The sequence below is a fragment of the Actinoplanes sp. NPDC051388 genome, assembly GCF_055586225.1.
The window spans coordinates 17,052-33,702 of sequence record NZ_JBVJIP010000038.1 but is presented as its reverse complement, the minus strand read 5'-3'; the positions used below and the strand labels follow the sequence as shown (position 1 = coordinate 33,702).

Sequence of the window (16,651 nt, the reverse complement as noted above, 5' to 3'; positions counted from 1 at the left end):
CAAACGACTTCCTGCGCTGCCGGCCTCGATATTGATGGGTGCAAGTGTGAACGAGGGTGCGGTCCTAGTGAACATCCCGTAGCGGTCCTATCAGCACCGCGTGACAGCCGTGTTCAGCACCACGTCGGTAGACTGCCGCCGACCAGGAAGACAGGCTACTCGACCCGGTCGTATCGGCCGGCCGTCATCGTCGGGTCCTCGGCCAATTCGGCCGGCGAATGCCCCCAGACCTCTAACACTGGTCCGAGGAGCGGTTCCGCTGCGGCGAGCGTGCGAAAGGGCCGCTCGCGATAGACCGAGCCGTCGTGGAATCGCTGCTGGAGCGACTCGCCCGTGGCCACCGGCTCCGGACGGGGGTGCCGCTCGGCCTCACCCGGTCCGATGGAATCCTAGGCCCAGCCGAGCCGGCTTCCGAGCTCGATCGCGCCACCCCGTCCGAGATAGCCGTCCACCGCTGAGTGGTTCGGCGACACCATCGTGATCATCGACCGGAGGGTCTCGGAGCCACCGAGCGCCGCCGCCCACTGGGCATGGGCGAGGTAGGAGGGCCCGAACGTCCCCACGACGCCGTTCGCTCCGGGTAGCCCGGCGGCCCAGGTCAACGTATCAAGGCCATCGTCCATTTCCTGAGTGTTCGGGGTGAATAGTCCCTCCTAGGCGAAACGACCGCGGATGTCCTGCACGACGACGATGTATCCCGCCCTCGGCCGCCCAGACGCGTTTACCGTAGGGCAACCGCATGACCAGCAAGGGTAGCGGTTCGCCGGCGCGGGGCCGGAGATGTCTGCGCGCAGGGCGACGCCGTCGCGCATGCGGCACGGGGCGGCTACGCGCCGTCGCCCGCGGCCAGAAACCTCCGGATCGGGCGCACTGACATCGTGCTGGGCCTGCTGCACGACTGGCCACTCGGCCACGCCATCGGGCACCTTATCCAGGAGATGACCCTCGCCTTCGCGCGCCGCAACCTCACCTTCGGCGTCCACTCCAGCATCCACGGCGCCCGCTCGCTGCGCGAGATTTGGAAGGCACTCACCCCGGCAGCCGTGCTGGTCCTCAAGGAGTTCTCCGACTCCGACGCGGCGGCGATGCAGGCAGCCGGGATCGAGGTCATCATCGGGCTGTCCGACCCGGCGGAGCCCGGGCCGTTCGAGACAAACGGCAGCGACAACTCGGTCGGCGCCGTGCAGGCACGTCATCTGGCCGCCACCCACCGGCGGCTGGGATACGCCTATCCCGACGACGCGCGGGTCGCCATCTTCGCCGAACCGCGCCTGGACGGCGTCCGGCGCGTCTGCGCCGAACTCGGCCTGCCCGAGCCCGACGTCCGGACGGTTCCGCTGCTGCCGGTCGAGGCCGCCGACGCGGTCCGGGCCTGGCTCGCCGCCGATCCACCGGTGACCGGCATCTGCGCGTTCAACGACGACGTGGCGATGGCCGTGCTGGCCGGGCTGCGGCATCTCGGCCGGCGGGCGCCCCGCGACATGGCGGTGATCGGCGTCGACAACATCCCCAACGCGGCGGTGGCCTGCCCGCCGCTGACCACGGTCGTCCAGGACTTCACGGCGATCGCCGAGCACTACGCGGACACGGTGACCGCCGCGCTCGCCTACGAGCGGGTCCCCGCGGAACCGGTCGATTACCACACCCGGCTCGAAATCCGCGAGTCCGCCTGATGACGCCGCCGGCGGGCGGATCCGGGTCACGATCGGAGCTCTTTGCCCGCACGGGCTCGCGGAGCGTCGAGGCGCACGACCGTGGTGCCTCGCCTACACGACGACGGCGACGGCTCGGACGACTGTGCCCACACCGGCGGTAGGCGCGATCACCGAGGTGAGCAGCGGCTGAGCCGCCCCGGGCTGGGCTCTGTCAAGGCGTGTCAGCAGGCGCACCATCAGGCTGCCGGGTGGCTTCGATCAGGACGAGCCTTTCGGGGAAGAGTGCGGGCGCCTGGAGTCCCGCGACGGCGAGTGTCCGGCCGCTCAGCTCGACGCCGCTGGTCCACCAGGGCAGCGGGTGCGGGGTTGGCCCGGCGAGTTGGTCGCCGGGTGGCAGGGGCGCGACCCGGTAGACGGCGTCCGGGTCCAGCCCGGGCAGGCGCACTCTGCCGGGTGGTGACCACACGGCGGTCGCGGTGGCGACAACGGCGTACACCGCCTGGGAGAGGTCGGCGGCTACCACACCGTGGATCCACAGCGACGGGTCCGGGTGGTCCGAGCGTACGACGGTGCCGCTGTGCAGCAGGCCACGCAGCTCTTTGTAGAGCCGGACCCAGGCGGCGAGCCGCTCGCGGTCGGCCGCGTCTGCCCGGGTCAGGTCCCATTCGATGCCGAAGTGGCCGAACAGCGCCGTTCCGGCCCGGAAGTCGAGGGTGTGCGTGCGCCCGGTGGTGTGCGAGACGGTGGGTCCCACGTGGGCGCCGATCAGCTCCGGTGGCAGCAGCGTGCCGGTCCAGCGCTGGATGGACTGCCGTTCCAGCGCGTCGTTGCAGTCGCTGGTCCAGATCCGGTCGGTGCGGTCGAGGATGCCGAGGTCGACCCGGGCGCCGCCGGAGGCGCAGGACTCGATCTCCACGCCGGGGTGCCGAGCCCGCAGTTCGTCCAGCAGCCGGTACAGCTGCAGGGTTTGCACGTGCACACCGGCCTCGCCGCCGGGGGAGTGGCCGGCCTCGATCAGGTCCCGGTTGTGGTCCCACTTGAGATACGCGATGTCGTATTCCGACAGCAGCGCGTCCAGGCGGTCGAGGATGTACGAGTACGCCCCGGGGTGGCCGAGGTCGAGGACCTGCTGGTGCCGGGACTCGGGTGGCAGCCGCCCACCGGTCGCCATGATCCACTCGGGGTGGGCTCTGGCCAGGTCGGAGTCGGGGTTGACCATCTCCGGCTCGACCCAGAGCCCGAATTGCATATCCAGTCCGCGGACGTGGTCGACCAGCGGGTGCAGACCCTTGGGCCAGACCGTGTCGTCCACGAACCAATCACCCAGCCCGGCGTGGTCGTTCCTGCGGTGCCGGAACCACCCGTCGTCGAGCACGAACCGCTCGACCCCGACCCGCGCGGCGGCGTCCGCCAGCGCGGTGAGCCTGGTCAGGTCGTGGTCGAAGTAGACCGCCTCCCAGGTATTGATGATCACCGGTCGCGGCGACCGGGGATGCTGCGGACGGCCGCGCAGGTAACGGTGGAACCGTGCGGACAACTCGTCCAGGCCTCGCCCGTAGGAGCCGTACAGCCAGGGGCTGCGGTAGGTCTCGCCAGGCGCCAACCGCACCTCGCCGGCGAGCAGCAGCTCACCGCCGCCGAGCAATGAGACGCCGGTCGAGGTCCGCTCGGCGAGCGTACGGTGGTTGCCGCTCCACGCCACATGGATGCCCCATACCTCGCCGGTGGAGAAGCCGAAGCCCGGCGTTCCAGCGGCGAGGATGATCGAGGCGTCCGCGCCGGTGCGCCCCCGCCGGTTCTCCCGCAGCCGGGTGCCGACGGTGAACGGCTGCCGCTGCGGGATCCGCTCGCGCAGATGGCGTCCGGTGAAGTCGAGTAGTTCCGTCGCCTCCGTCGGCACCGGAAGGGTAGGCAGCACGCTGTCGAGCGTGAACCGGCCTGCGCCGGCGGTGGTGTCGGTGTTGGTCAGCGTGGCCCGCTGCCGCGCCAGTCCGGACTCGGTCATCTCGAACTCCAGCAGCAGCGACAACCCGGCCGCGGCGTCACGGGCGGCCACCGTGAGCCGGTGGGCGATCGGTGCCTGCGCCGTCTCCCGCGCCACCCGCTGGACGGTGAAGGCGGTGGAGAAGGCGGCACCGTCGCGGTGCCCGGTCAGGCCCGGCGTGCCGGTCCAGCCGACCGACTGCTCGGGCAGCACACTGACCGGCACAACATCATCGATGTTGCTGGATACCTGGTGCGGTATCGCGGCGACCGCCAGGCCGGCCAGTTCCCGCGCGGAGCGGTCGGTGAGGTCGGCGCCCCAGTGCAGCACCCGTGGCAGCAACGGGCCGGAGCAGTCCAGCACCAGACTCACCCCGCCGGCACGCCAATGAAGCGGTACGGACAGATCCTCCGCTGTCATGTCACCCTGCGTGGCCGTTGCTGACGTCATGTTCGACCTCTCTCTCGATACGTTGTTGACAGACCGGATCCGAACATCGATGCGATCAACCTCACGTGCGGGTCGGCGTCCGGCTCGCCCGAGGCGTATAGGTGGTGAGGGGACCGATCGCTGCGGCGATCGTGATGCGTCCACGGCGGTGATCAGGAAATGCGAGAGGGTTCAAGCGGTGCGGCGCTCGCACGGGCAGTCGATGTTCGGCGGGGCGCCGCCGCCGGCCTCCTCGATGACGAATGTGAGGTGGGGAGGAGCAGCGCTCGGCCAGCTGACGGGAACGATGCCTACCCGACCGATCGAGATCAACCCGTCGGAAACCGGTCCCGCTGAGTCTGAGTACGTCGATTGAGGGAGTCTGGGCCCTGCAGATAAGCCGTGACCGTCTGCTTCGCCTCTAGCAAACCGCATCGGCGACCTTGCCGGGGAGTTTCTATTGATAGGCGTACTGAGAGGGCACCCCAGGGACATGACCGTCCCGAGTTCAGACGTGTCAGGCGCTGACGCCGGATCCGCTGCCAATCTCGTTGAGCTGAGGGGTGATCACGTGTTGCGTTGGGTGTGGACGTGCCTCGTCATGGCGGTCATGTTGTGGGGTTGGCCGCTGCACCTTCCTCGCTGGCGGTCCAGGAGGCCAGCAGGTCGAGGGCGTGCGCGGTCGGGGAAGCGGGCTCGGCGGCATACAGCGTGAGGGTGAGTCCGGGTTCGGAGATCATGTCGACGCTTTCGTAGCCGAGTTCGAGCCGGCTGCGATGCCGCAAGCACGTAGTCATACCGGGTGGTCTCCGGATGATTGCCGGCTCGCAACGACCGGTCCCAATCTCTCAGCAACACTGCCCACGCCTCGCTCCGGAGCCTTCCGAGATATTCGATCTTCAATGCCCCTCCCGAGTCAAGGGAACGCTGTGCAGCTCGGACCAGGAGGCAGCGGAGCGCCGCCGAGCACGTCACCCGGGTGCTGTGAAAGGGCGTTCCGCCACGAACGCGCTCGCCCTGGCCGTGCAGCAGCGGCCACCTCCGAAGAGTGAGCTGACGGCGTCACGTCAGCTTCCCCGCCACTCCCCCGGCCGCCAATGCCACCAGCACGCCGAGCCGGTCCAGATCGTGGTCGTGTCGCAGGAACACCAACGCGACCGCGCCCGCCACCCGGCCCGAGCCGGTGACCACGGGTGACGCCACTGAGGAGAGCCCGGGCAGCACTTCGCCGGCCGACGTCGCGTAGCCCCGGCGCCGCGCCTCGGTCACTTCGGCGCGCTCGCCCGGCACCGGCGGGCCGCCGGCGAGCAGTGCCAGCCCGGGCGCGCCCAGCACGACGGGGTGCCGGGTGCCGGGCCGATAGGTGACGTGTGCCGGCCCGTGCGGTGGCTCCACCGTGGCCAGCGTGACCGCTTCGTCGCCGTCCCGGATCGCCAGGAACGCGGTCTCGCCCGCTTCGCCGGCCAGCCGGGTGAGCTCCGGCATTGCCGCGTCCTGCACGGGCCGGCGCACCCCGGCGGCCAGGGCGGCGAGGCCGATCCCGGGTTCATACCGCCCGTCGGCGGTGCGGTGCACCAGCCGATGGTCCTCGAGGGTGCGGATCAGCCGGTAGGCCACCGAGGGGTGCACATCCAGCCGCTCGGCCAGCGCCGCGACATCCGCCGGCCCGGCGGTCTCCACCACCGCGGCCAGCAGCCGCAGTCCACGGTCGAGGGTCTGGGAGTGCGGCGTGACCGTGCCGTCCTTGCGCGGTCTTCCCACCGGCGGCTCCCCCTGTCTATCCTGAGGTTGTCGAGAAAAACTATTTCTATATTAGGAATACGGTGGGCCATGGTCAAGCCGTTCGCCTCCTCCGCCGATCTCGAGGCGAAGGAGGAATCCTTGGGAGTGCTCGCCGAGGGGGTCTACGCGCTGACCGCCGAGGGCGACCCCAACGTTTCCGCGGTCGAGGGCGAGGACTTCGTCGTCGCGTTCGAGGCGAGGGCGACGCCGGTGATGGCTGAGCGCTGGCTGGCCCGGCTTCGTGAGCACACCGACAAGCCGGTGCGCTATCTGGTGCTGAGCCACTACCACGCGGTCCGTACGCTCGGCGCCGCCGCGTTCAAGGCGACCGCCGTGATCGCGCATGAGCAGACCCGGCGGCTTATCGCCGAGCGTGGAAAGCAGGACTGGGAGTCCGAGCAGGGCCGGATGCCGCGGTTGTTCGCCGGCGCGGAGTCGATCCCCGGGCTCACCTGGCCGGACATCACTTTCACCGACCGGATGACCATCGAGCTGGGCGGCGAACGCGGCGAGCTGGTGCTGCAGCACTGCGGCCGGGGGCACACCGCCGGCGACATCGTTGCTTGGCTGCCGCGCACCGGTATCCTGCTGGCCGGGGATCTGGTCGAGGCGCAGGCGGCGCTCTACACCGGCGACGCGTTCCACGCCGACTGGGCGTCCGGCACGCTGGACCGGGTGGCGGCGCTGGGCGCGCAGACGCTGGTCGGCGGGCGCGGCGCGGTGGCGCACGGGAGCGCGGCCGTAGATGCTGCGATCGCCCAGACGCGTGGTTTCCTCACGGTCATGCTGGACCGCACCCGGGCGGTGCACGATCGCGGTGGCACGCTGCGGGAGGCGTTCGCCGATGTGCACGGCGCGCTCGAGCCCACGTACGGGAAATGGCCGATCTTCGAGCATTGCCTGCCGTTCAACGTGCAGCGGCTGTGGGACGAGCTGGACGGCGTCGACTGGCCGCGGATCTGGACGGCCGAGCGGGACCGGGCGGTATGGAACGCGTTGCAGGGCTGAGCGGCGCCGGTCCCGTCGCACCACAGGTGGTCGTCGTCGGAGCCGGGCCGGTCGGTCAGACCGCCGCGTTGCTGCTGGCTCGCTGGGGTGTGCGGGTGCTGCTGCTCGACGCCCGGGACGAGCGGGATCGGGTGGGCTCCAAGGCCATCGTGCAGCAGCGCGACGTGATCGACGTGTGGGACTCGGTCGGCGCCGGTCGGCAGATCGCGGACGAAGGGCTCACGTGGCGGACCGCGCGCACGTACCACCGTGATCGTGAGCTCTTCGCCGTGGAATTCGTCGATCGGGGGCGCTCGCCGTTCCCGCCGTTCGTCAACCTGTCGCAGGCGCGGACCGAGGAGATCCTGGACCGGCGGATCGCCGGGCAACCACTGATCGAGGTGCGCTGGGGACATCGGGTCACCGGGATCGACGAGGACACGGACGGGCTGACGGTCTCCTGCGGAGACACCAGGGTGCGCGCGGACTATGCGCTGGTGTGCGGCGGGCCCAGATGTGACGACCTGCGCGGCATGCTGGGCCTGACCTTTGACGGCGACACGTTCCCCGACCTCTTCCTGATCTGCGACATCCGCGCCGACCTGCCAGGGTGGCAGCACGAGCGGCGGTTCTACTTCGATCCGGCGTGGAACCCCGGACGGCAGGTGCTCGTGCATCCCTGCCCGGACAACACGTTCCGGATCGACTGGCAGGTGCCGCCGGACTATGACCTGGCCGACGAGGAGGCGAGCGGCGCGCTGGATCGGCGCATCCGACACGTGATCGGCGATCGGCCCTACGAGATCGTGTGGCGCTCGGTCTATCGGTTCCACTCGCGGGTGGTGCCGCGGATGCGCTGCGGACGGGTGCTGCTCGCCGGGGACAGTGCGCACCTGGTGTCGCCGTTCGGCGCGCGCGGCCTCAATTCCGGGGTGCTGGATGCGGAGAACGCCGCCTGGAAGCTCGCCTTCGTGCTGAACAAGAAGGCGCCGGTGGACCTGCTCGAGTCCTACCACCGGGAGCGGCACGCGGCGGCGCTGGAAAATCTCGACGTCACGTCGGCCACCATGCGGTTTCTGGTGCCGCAGACGGCGGACGAGCGGGCGTACCGGGACAAGGTCTTGAGCGACCCGGGCGCGCAAGACCTGGTCGACTCCGGCCGGCTCGCGGAGTCGTTCTGGTACCACGACTCGCCGTTGACCACTCCGGATCCGGCCCGTCCCTTCACCGGCCGCCCGCCGCGGGGGCACGTCCACCCGCCTGCGCCCGGTGTGCTGGTCCCGGACTGTCCGCTGAGCGACGGCACACGGCTGCGGGAGGTGGCGCGGCGCGGGATGACGGTGTTGTCCACCGAGACGGCCGATCCCGAGGCGGTCGCCACCCTCGGCATGAAGCCCGGCGAACTGTGGGTGTTGCGCCCGGACGCGCACATCGCCGCTGTGTTGACGGACCCATCCGCCGTGCCGGCCGCGGTCGAACGGGCCCTCGGCGGACGTTGAAGAAGGAGAGCCATGGCCTACTACCGCTCGGTCGGACCGGTGCCACCCAAGCGCCACACCCAGTTCCGCAAGCCGGACGGTGGGCTCTACACCGAGGAATTGGTCGGCGAGGAGGGCTTCTCGTCCGACTCGGCGCTGCTCTATCACCGGCATCTGCCGTCGGCGGTGGTCGACTCGCGGGTGTGGGAGTTGCCGGACGCGGAGACCGTCGCGAACCACCCGCTGAAGCCCCGGCATCTGAAGCTGCACGCGCTGTTTCCCAAGCCTGATGGCGATCCGGTGCGTAGCCGGCGGTTGGTGCTGGGTAACGGCGATGTGCGGATCTGGTACTCCGTGGCCGACGACGCCTCGCCGCTCTACCGCAACGCGATCGGCGACGAGTGCGTGTATGTGGAGGCGGGCCGGGCCCGGGTGGAGACGATGTTCGGGACGCTGGAAGCCACCGAGGGCGACTATGTGATGCTGCCGCGCGGCGTGGTGCACCGTTGGGTGCCGGTGGAGGGCCCGCTGCGGCTGTACACGGTCGAGGCGAACGGGCACATCATTCCGCCCAAGCGCTACCTGTCGAAGTTCGGCCAGTTCCTCGAGCACTCGCCGTACTGCGAACGGGATCTGCACGGTCCGTCCGAGCCTCTGCTGGTGGACGGCGAGGATGTCGAGGTGTGGACGCGGCACCGGGGAAAGGCCGGCCCGGTCGGCTCGGTCGTGACCTATCGACAGCACCCGTTCGACGTGGTGGCGTGGGACGGCTGCCTGTACCCGTTCCGGTTCAGCGTGCACGACTTCGAGCCGATCACCGGGCGGGTGCACCAGCCACCGCCGGCCCACCAGGTGTTCGAGGGGCCGGGCTTCGTGATCTGCAACTTCGTGCCGCGGAAGGTCGACTATCACCCGCTCTCCGTGCCAGTGCCCTACCATCACTCCAATGTGGACAGCGACGAGGTCATGTTCTACTGCGGCGGCGACTACGAGGCGCGTAAGGGCTCCGGGATCGGCCAGGGCTCGATCTCGCTGCACCCGGGCGGGCACAGCCACGGCCCGCAGCCCGGCGCGGCCGAGGCGTCGCTGGGCAAAGAGTACTTCGACGAGCTCGCGGTCATGGTGGACACGTTCCGGCCGCTGGAGCTCGGTGAGGGCGGCCGGGCGGCAGACGACGACACATACGCGTGGACTTGGGCCCGGCGATGAGCGGCCTGTTCGACGCGCTGGTCGACGACGCCGGCATGTTCCCGCCGTCCGCGCTGCCCCTACCGGCCGCGCTGGCCCGGCACCGCCGCGACCTCGCCGCCGCGCATCCGGTGCACAGCGGGCGGCTGATCTGCGCCGCCTCCAAGGTCCCCGCCATCCTCGACCTGATCCGGCCGGAGGAGTCGATCCGGCTGTCCGTGGTCGGTGCGATCGACCACTGGGACGATCACCCCGGCGTGCGGCTGGAGGCCGTCGAGCACCTGCCCGGCGAGGAGCCGGCGTTCCCCGTGAAGCGATTCGTCGAGATCAGCGAACCGGCGGATGTTCCAGCTGCCAAGATTCGTTGCGGCGGGCTGCGCGCCGAGCTCTTTCCGACGCCGGAGCACCTGGCCACCTTGATGACCGCCCTCGTGACCAAAGGCATCCCCTTCAAGGCGACCGCCGGCCTGCACAAGGCGGTGCGCCAACGAGACCCGGAGACCGGCCTCGTCCATCACGGCTTCCTCAACCTGATCGTCGCCGTGGCCCGGATCCTGGACGGCGGCTCCCCCGCGGAAATCGTCGCAGTGCTCGCCGAGGAGGACGAGCACGGGCTGGCCACGGCCGCCCGGGAGCTGACCCCGGCGGGGGCGGCCGCAGTCCGGCGCGCGTTCGTGTCCTACGGCTCGTGCGACACCGCGCAGCCGGTGCGCGAGCTGGCCCGGCTGGGCCTGATCAAGGAGGACCCGGCGTGAGCTACGGCGTGTTCAGCAGACCCGGCGAGACGCCACGCGTGGGTGCGGCCATCGGGGACGATGTGGTTGATCTGAGCGCCCTTCCCCTGGAGCACGCCGCCGACTTCGCCCGGCCGTCGCTGAACGCGTTTCTGGCACGCGGACGTGCCTCCTGGGAGGCGACCCACGCGGCGCTGCCCGGCCTGATCGCCGGCGCCGAGCGGATCCCCCGCTCGAAGGTGCGAATGCACCTGCCCTTCGAGGTGGCGGACTACGTGGACTTCTACGCCTCGGAGCACCACGCCACCAACGTGGGCCGGATCTTCCGCCCGGGCAGTGAGCCACTCACCGCGAACTGGCGACATCTGCCGATCGGCTATCACGGCCGGGCCGGCACGGTCGTCGTCTCCGGCACGCCGATCCGGCGCCCGTCCGGGCAGTTGCGGGCCGGCGTCTTCGGCCCCTCGGAGCGCCTCGACATCGAGGCCGAGGTCGGCTTCGTCGTGGGTGTCCCCGCGCCCGGCGGCCGGGTCGGCACCGGGGCCTTCGCCGACCATGTCTTCGGTGTGGTGCTGCTCAACGACTGGAGCGCCAGAGACATTCAAAGCTGGGAGTACGTTCCGCTCGGCCCGTTCCTCGGCAAGTCGTTCGCCACCTCCATCTCGCCCTGGGTGGTGCCGCTGGCCGCCCTCGGACACGCCCGTGTGGCTCCTCCCCGACAGGACCCTGAGCCGTTGCCGTACCTGCGGGAGACCGATCCGTGGGGCCTGGACTTCGAGCTGACCGTCCGTCTCAACGGGACAGTTGTGTCCCGGCCGCCGTTCAAGACCATGTATTGGACGGCCGCACAGCAGCTCGCCCATCTCACGGTCAACGGAGCTTCGCTGCGTACCGGAGATCTCTTCGCCTCCGGGACCGTCTCGGGACCCGAGCCGGACCAGCGGGGTTGCCTGCTGGAACTGACCTGGAACGGCGCCGAGCCACTAAAGCTCGGCAACGGCGAGGAGCGGGCGTTCCTGACCGACGGCGACGAGGTCGTCATCACGGCCCGGGCCGGTGACCTGGACCTCGGCGAGGTTCGGGGCCGGATCGTCGCCGATTGAATTGCATGCAAGTTTCTATTGTATGCCATGCATGTTGTCTCTAGTGTGACTCGCACCACTAGCCGATCTGCTCCGTCGAGAGAGGTCGCCATGCGCAGACCAAGCATTCTCGTGGCAGTGGCCGGAATCGGCCTGCTGCTCTCCACTTCCGGCTGCGGCGACGACGAGAGTTCGTCCGCCCAGTCCACGATCAAGGTCGGGGCGATCAGCTCGATCTCCGGTGCCGTCGTCTTCCCCGAGGCATCCCAAGCCGTCAAAGCGGTCTTCGATCAGGTCAACACCGCGGGCGGGATCAACGGCCGCAAACTCGAATATCTGGTCGAGGACGACAGAGTCGATCCGCAACAGGCTCAGCAGGCGGCCCGCAAGCTGGTTGACAGCGAGCAGGTCGTCGCGATGGTCGGCTCGGCGAGCGCGCTCGAGTGCAGCGTCAACGGCGCGCTCTACGCACAGAAGAAGATCCTCTCGGTGCAGGGCACCGGGGTCGACCCGGGCTGCTTCAGCTCGCCCAACATCTCGCCGGTGAACACCGGGCCGTTCCAGGGCATCACGGTGTCGCTGCAGTTCGCGTCCGAGAACCTCAAGCACGACAAGGTCTGCGCAGTGCTGGTGGACTACGCCGGCTGGGGTGACGCCTACAAGGCTGCGATCTCCCGGTGGGAGAAGCTCACTGGCAAGAAGCTGACGTTGCTAGACACGAGCTTCAAGCCCGGCCCCGAGGACCCGACGCCGTTCGTGCTGAAGGTACGCAACGCCGGCTGCCAGGCGGTGATCTTCGACGGGGTGGACGTCGCCGGGGTCGCCTGGATGCAGGCGGTCAAGGCGCAGAAGGTCACCGGCATCGACTGGGTGATGCTCACCGCGGTCTACACCGACAAAGTGGCGAGCACACTCGGCGCGGACGGCGAGAACCTGTACGTCAACTCGGAATTCGAGCCGTACGGCGGGGACAGCCCTGCGCTGGCCGACTGGAAGAAGACGATGACCGCCGGCGGGGTGCCGCTGAACTCGTTCGCCCAGGGCGGATACCTCGCGGCAACGTACTTCGTGGACGCGCTCAAGGGCATCGAGGGCGACGTCACCCGCGAGTCGGTGGGCAAGGCGTTGCAGGGGCTCACCGCAGTGGAAAACCCCATGGTCGGCACGCCGTACTCGTTCGCAGCGGCGCCCACGCACAACTCCAACAGCGCCAGCAAGTTCGTCCAGCTCAAGGGCGGCAAGTGGACGCCTGTCACGAACGAATGGATCACGCTGCCGGAGGGAAACTGACGATGGTCCAGGCATCGGTCGCCGGTCTGCTCGCGGGGGGTGCGTACGCGATCCTCGGCGTCTGCATCGTCCTGCTCTACCGGATGACCGGGGTGCTGAACGTGGCCCAGGCGGCGATCGGCGCCTTCGGGACGATGGTGATGCTGGCGCTCACCGGGCGGGATCTCCCATTCGGCTGGGCGCTGCTCATCGGCGCACTGTCCGCGGCCGCGCTGGCCGCCCTCCTGGGCTGGATCATCGCCACGTTCTACACCGGGAGCAGCCCGGCGACGCGTACGGTTGTGACCGTGGCCATGCTGGTGGCGTTGCTGGCCATCGGATTCCGGATATTCGGCAACGACCCGAAGACGGTGCCATCGCTGCTGCCCGGGGCCGGCGCTCGGGTCGCCGGCGTGGTGGTGTCGATGAACGCGCTCGTGGTGCTGCTGCTCGCCGTCGCGCTCGCGGCCGGGGTCGGGGTGCTGCTGCGGCGTACTCGGCTCGGCGTTCGGTTGCGGGCGCTGAGCGGACGGCCGATCACCGCGGAGATGCTCGGGGTGCCGGTCGCGGCATTCTCGGTCGCAGTCTGGGCAGTGGTCGGCGCGGTGACCGCGGTGGCCGTGACGGGGGTCGCGCCGACCCGGCCGAGCAACTTCAGCAGCCTCAGCCTGCTGGTGATGCCCGCCCTCGCGGCCGCGCTGCTCGGCGGGCTTCGCCGACTCGGCGCCACGGTGGCCGGCGGGGTGCTGATCGGCGTTCTCGAGGGCGCCGGGACGGCCTGGCCCGACGTGTCGCCCTATCGGCAGGTGCTGCCATTCCTGGTGGTCCTGGCCGTCCTGCTCTGGATGCAGCGGCGGGAGGTCTGGGATGCGACCCGCTGATCTGGCGAGGGCTTCCGGTGTGCTCGCCGCAATCGCGGTGCCGGCCGTGGTGCTCGGCACGCTGCCCAGCTACTGGATCTACCTCGCCACCACGGCCGCGATCACTGCGCTGCTCTGCCTCTCGACAGGCGTCGTCTACGGCCGCGCCGGGATGGTGGCGCTGTGCCCGATGGCGTTCGCCGCGATCGGCGCGCTCACCGTAGCCATCGCCAACCATTACCACCTGACCGTCCCGTTTCCCTTGCTGGCGCTAGCCGCCGGGCTCATCGCGGTGCCCGCCGGCGTCGCCATCGGACTGCCCGCGCTGCGGCTGCGCGGGCTCAATCTGGCGATCGTCACGCTCAGCTTCGCGGTGGCTGCGGACGTCGTGGTCAACACCGTCGGGTTCCCCGGCGCGCAGACGCTCGAGGTGGTCCCGCGGCCGGACTGGGCGACCGAGGACGGCGCGTATTTCCTGCTCTGCTGGGTCGCATTCGTGGTCGCCGCCGCGGCGTTGTCCGTCATCGGCGCCCGGCGCCGCGGCGCCGCGTGGCTGGCTGTGCGCTCCAGCGAGCGCGGCACCGCGTCTGCCGGGCTGGCCGTGCCCGGAGTCAAGCTCACCGCGTTCGCGGTGAGCGCCTTTCTTGCCGGCCTGGGTGGCGCTCTACTCGCCGGGCAGCTGGGTCAGCTCAACGCCACCGGCTTCGGCCCGCTCACGTCGCTGACCATCTTCGCGCTCGCGGTGATGGCCGGCGCGCGGCATCCGGAGGGTGCCGCGCTGGGTGGGGCGCTGTTCGCGTTCATCCCGGAGATCCTCCGCCAGGTGGGTCTGCCGCAGGACTTGTCCGCGCTGATCTTCGCGGCCGGCGCGGCGCTAGCTCTGCGGCACGGCGCGGCCGGTGCGGCGGGAGACCTTCGCGCCCTGCTGCGCGGCCGCTTCGCCCGGGTCGGCACTCCGGCCGTCTCGCCGCCGGATGAGGTGCGGCGCGCGCCGCTGCAGAGCGGACAAACCTTGGGGGTACGCGACCTCACGGTCCGATACGGCGCGGTGACCGCCCTGGACGGCGTCTCGGTCTCCGTCCGGCAGGGTGAAGTGCACGCCCTGATCGGCCCGAACGGCGCCGGCAAGTCCACCTTCGTCGACGCCGTCACCGGTTTCGTCAAGACTGCCTCGGGCACCGTCGAGCTGGCCGGTCGCGACCTCACCCAACAGCCCGCGCACCGCCGCGCCCAGGCCGGCCTGCGCCGCACCTTCCAGCGCGAGCGCACGGTCGAGGAACTGACCGCCGGCGCCTATCTCCGGCTCGCCGCGCCCGACGCGAGCGCGGCGGAGGCGGCCGCGGCCCTCGCGTTCTTCGGCGGCCCGGCTCCCGACGCCCTGCTGTCGGCGGTGGACGTCGGCAGCCGGCGGCTCGTCGAGGTGGCCGCGGCGGTGCTCGCCCGGCCGGCCGTGGCACTGCTGGACGAGCCGGCCGCGGGCCTGGACGCCGACGAATCGCACCGGCTCGGGCAGCAGCTGGCCCGGATCCCGGGCGAGTACGGCTGCGCGGTGTTGCTCATCGAGCACGACATCGCGATGGTGGCCGCGATCAGCGACCGGATCACGGTCCTGGACTTCGGCCGGGTGCTGGCCACCGGCATGGCCGCCGACGTGCTAGCCGACCCCGTGGTGCTGGCAGCCTACCTGGGCGAGGAGGTGCCGGCGTGAGCCTCATCGTCCGCGGGCTGACGGTGCACCGGTCCGGCACGCCGGTGGTCCGCGGCCTGGACATGGACGTGGCGGCCGGGCAGGTCACCGTGCTCCTCGGCCCGAACGGCGCCGGCAAGACCACCTTGCTCGAGTCCCTGAGCGGCCGGATCCCGGCCACCGGCGGCACCGCCGAGATGGACGGCGCGGACTGGCACACGTCGAGCAGGGCCGGACCGTCTTCGACGACCTGACCGTGGAGGAGAACCTCCTGGTCGCCGGGCCACCGGACGCCGCCGAGCGAGGTTACGCGATGTTCCCCGAGCTGGCGCCGCGAGCCGGCGTTCCGGCCCGGGCGCTCAGCGGCGGCGAACAGCAGATGCTGGTGCTGGCCCGCGCGATGGTGGCCGGTCCTCGGGTAGTGCTGATCGACGAGATGAGCCTCGGGCTGGCACCGGTGATCGTCCGGCGGCTGCTGCCCGCGGTGGCGGCGCTGGCGGAGAGCGGCGCCGCGGTGCTGCTGGTCGAACAGTACGCCGCGCTCGCCCTGTCCATCGGGAACCGTGCCCTGGTGCTGTTCCGCGGCCGGATCGTGCTCGACGGCGACGCTGCCGACCTGGCCGGCCGGCCCGACCGGTTGCGAGATGCCTACCTGGGAAAGCGGATGAAGGAGACGATGACGTGACCGTCGAGAAGCCGGCCCGGCTGCCTGGGCGGCGGACCCTGATCACCGGCGGCGCGTCGGGGATCGGGGCCGCCACGGCCGAACTGTTCGCCGCCGAGGGCGCCGCCGTGGTCATCGCGGACCTGCCGTCGCATCGTGCCGCGGCCGAGGCGCTCGTCGCCCGCATTCAGGGCAAGGGCGGCCGAGCCGTGTACGCACCCGCCGACGTCACCAACCCAGGCACCCTGGACGCCGCCGTCGCCACCGGCGTGGACGCCTTCGGCGGCCTGGACTCCGTGATCGCCTCGGCCGGCGTGAGCGCCCACCCGGAGCGCACCGGCTCCTTCAACACGCTGCTCGACCTGGATCCCGCGCACTTCCAATTCGTACTGGACGTGAACGTCACCGGAGTGTTCCTCACCGCACGTGCCGCGCTCCCGGCCATGCCGCCGGAAGGCGGGTCGATCGTGGTGCTGGCCAGCATCGCGGCGAAGAGGCCGAGCGCGGGAGTGTATTCGGTGTCCAAGGCGGCGGCCTGGATGCTCGCCCGATGCCTCGCCCAGGAACTCGCCCCACGGGACATCCGGGTGAACGCCATAGGGCCCGGATACGTCGAGACCGGTCTGCTGGACGGGATGGCCCGGCGCAGCGGCGGCGCCGATCCCGAGGCGCAGGAGCAGTGGCGCGACGTGCGGCGCAAGCAAGTGCCGCTGGGCCGGCTCGGTCGTCCCGAGGAGATCGCCCGCACCGCCCTCTTCCTGACCAGCGACGAGGGCGCCTACTTCACCGGCACGCTGCTACACCCCGACGGCGGATTCGCGTCCGCGTACGCCGGCGGCTGACACCCCAGAG

At 70.6% G+C, this 16,651-nt stretch carries 13 protein-coding genes and 2 pseudogenes; 11 read left to right on the top strand and 4 right to left on the bottom strand.

Annotated elements, in window-relative coordinates; genetic code table 11:
• Positions 1-389 precede the first annotated feature (389 nt).
• Positions 390-641: pseudogene (locus ACZ6TI_RS47950) on the bottom strand (CocE/NonD family hydrolase); the annotation flags it as partial.
• A 237-nt stretch (positions 642-878) separates the two neighbouring features.
• Here ACZ6TI_RS47950 and ACZ6TI_RS47945 point away from each other — a divergent pair.
• On the top strand, positions 879-1,673 hold the full coding sequence (locus tag ACZ6TI_RS47945) for a substrate-binding domain-containing protein (protein ID WP_465352004.1): 795 nt from the start codon (positions 879-881) through the stop codon (positions 1,671-1,673).
• A 193-nt stretch (positions 1,674-1,866) separates the two neighbouring features.
• Here ACZ6TI_RS47945 and ACZ6TI_RS47940 read toward each other — a convergent pair whose 3' ends face one another.
• From ACZ6TI_RS47940 to ACZ6TI_RS47930, 3 genes are all read right to left on the bottom strand, one after another.
• A complete protein-coding gene (locus ACZ6TI_RS47940) occupies positions 1,867-4,059 on the bottom strand; it encodes an alpha-galactosidase (protein WP_465352003.1) in 2,193 nt (730 codons plus the stop codon).
• A 617-nt stretch (positions 4,060-4,676) separates the two neighbouring features.
• Positions 4,677-4,853, bottom strand: a complete 177-nt coding sequence (locus ACZ6TI_RS47935; protein WP_465352002.1) for a hypothetical protein — start codon at positions 4,851-4,853, stop codon at positions 4,677-4,679.
• A gap of 277 nt (positions 4,854-5,130) precedes the next feature.
• A complete protein-coding gene (locus tag ACZ6TI_RS47930; RefSeq protein WP_465352001.1) occupies positions 5,131-5,829 on the bottom strand; it encodes an IclR family transcriptional regulator in 699 nt (232 codons plus the stop codon).
• Between the two features lie 69 nt (positions 5,830-5,898).
• Here ACZ6TI_RS47930 and ACZ6TI_RS47925 point away from each other — a divergent pair, with 69 nt between their 5' ends.
• The 10 genes and pseudogenes from ACZ6TI_RS47925 to ACZ6TI_RS47880 all read left to right on the top strand — a co-directional run bounded on the left by ACZ6TI_RS47925 (position 5,899) and on the right by ACZ6TI_RS47880 (position 16,641).
• On the top strand, positions 5,899-6,858 hold the full coding sequence (locus tag ACZ6TI_RS47925; RefSeq protein ID WP_465352000.1) for an MBL fold metallo-hydrolase: 960 nt from the start codon (positions 5,899-5,901) through the stop codon (positions 6,856-6,858).
• Positions 6,837-8,336 (top strand): FAD-dependent monooxygenase, encoded by a 1,500-nt coding sequence (locus ACZ6TI_RS47920; protein ID WP_465351999.1) that lies wholly within the window; start codon positions 6,837-6,839, stop codon positions 8,334-8,336. The genes ACZ6TI_RS47925 and ACZ6TI_RS47920 overlap by 22 nt, the downstream gene beginning before the upstream one ends.
• Positions 8,337-8,348: 12 nt before the next feature.
• A complete protein-coding gene (locus tag ACZ6TI_RS47915) occupies positions 8,349-9,524 on the top strand; it encodes a homogentisate 1,2-dioxygenase (protein ID WP_465351998.1) in 1,176 nt (391 codons plus the stop codon).
• Positions 9,503-10,258: a hypothetical protein gene (locus ACZ6TI_RS47910; protein ID WP_465351997.1), complete on the top strand. Its 756-nt coding sequence runs from the start codon at positions 9,503-9,505 to the stop codon at positions 10,256-10,258. The genes ACZ6TI_RS47915 and ACZ6TI_RS47910 overlap by 22 nt, the downstream gene beginning before the upstream one ends.
• On the top strand, positions 10,192-11,340 hold the full coding sequence (gene fahA / locus ACZ6TI_RS47905) for a fumarylacetoacetase (RefSeq protein WP_465351996.1): 1,149 nt from the start codon (positions 10,192-10,194) through the stop codon (positions 11,338-11,340). Before ACZ6TI_RS47910 ends, fahA begins: the two co-directional genes overlap by 67 nt.
• A 90-nt stretch (positions 11,341-11,430) precedes the next feature.
• Complete coding sequence (locus tag ACZ6TI_RS47900) at positions 11,431-12,609, top strand: ABC transporter substrate-binding protein (protein WP_465351995.1); 1,179 nt, start codon at positions 11,431-11,433, stop codon at positions 12,607-12,609.
• 2 nt (positions 12,610-12,611) lie between these two features.
• Entirely contained in the window at positions 12,612-13,469 is an 858-nt protein-coding gene (locus ACZ6TI_RS47895) for an ABC transporter permease subunit (RefSeq protein ID WP_465351994.1), read from the top strand.
• Positions 13,456-15,156 carry a branched-chain amino acid ABC transporter ATP-binding protein/permease gene (locus tag ACZ6TI_RS47890; RefSeq protein ID WP_465351993.1) on the top strand — a complete coding sequence of 567 codons (1,701 nt, stop codon included), beginning with the start codon at positions 13,456-13,458 and terminating at the stop codon, positions 15,154-15,156. The genes ACZ6TI_RS47895 and ACZ6TI_RS47890 overlap by 14 nt, the downstream gene beginning before the upstream one ends.
• Before the next feature lie 62 nt (positions 15,157-15,218).
• A pseudogene (locus ACZ6TI_RS47885) lies at positions 15,219-15,820 on the top strand (ABC transporter ATP-binding protein).
• Positions 15,817-16,641, top strand: a complete 825-nt coding sequence (locus ACZ6TI_RS47880) for an SDR family NAD(P)-dependent oxidoreductase (RefSeq protein ID WP_465351992.1) — start codon at positions 15,817-15,819, stop codon at positions 16,639-16,641. The pseudogene ACZ6TI_RS47885 and the gene ACZ6TI_RS47880 overlap by 4 nt, the downstream one beginning before the upstream one ends.
• Positions 16,642-16,651: the final 10 nt, after the last annotated feature.

What these genes read in the sequence shown, in the direction of transcription:
- ACZ6TI_RS47940 (WP_465352003.1), bottom strand. Translation starts at nt 4,059, where the DNA reads ATGACAGCGGAGGATCTGTCCGTACCGCTTCATTGGCGTGCCGGCGGG.
- ACZ6TI_RS47925 (WP_465352000.1), top strand. Translation starts at nt 5,899, where the DNA reads ATGGTCAAGCCGTTCGCCTCCTCCGCCGATCTCGAGGCGAAGGAGGAA.
- ACZ6TI_RS47920 (WP_465351999.1), top strand. Translation starts at nt 6,837, where the DNA reads ATGGAACGCGTTGCAGGGCTGAGCGGCGCCGGTCCCGTCGCACCACAG.
- ACZ6TI_RS47915 (WP_465351998.1), top strand. Translation starts at nt 8,349, where the DNA reads ATGGCCTACTACCGCTCGGTCGGACCGGTGCCACCCAAGCGCCACACC.
- ACZ6TI_RS47900 (WP_465351995.1), top strand. Translation starts at nt 11,431, where the DNA reads ATGCGCAGACCAAGCATTCTCGTGGCAGTGGCCGGAATCGGCCTGCTG.
- ACZ6TI_RS47895 (WP_465351994.1), top strand. Translation starts at nt 12,612, where the DNA reads ATGGTCCAGGCATCGGTCGCCGGTCTGCTCGCGGGGGGTGCGTACGCG.
- ACZ6TI_RS47890 (WP_465351993.1), top strand. Translation starts at nt 13,456, where the DNA reads ATGCGACCCGCTGATCTGGCGAGGGCTTCCGGTGTGCTCGCCGCAATC.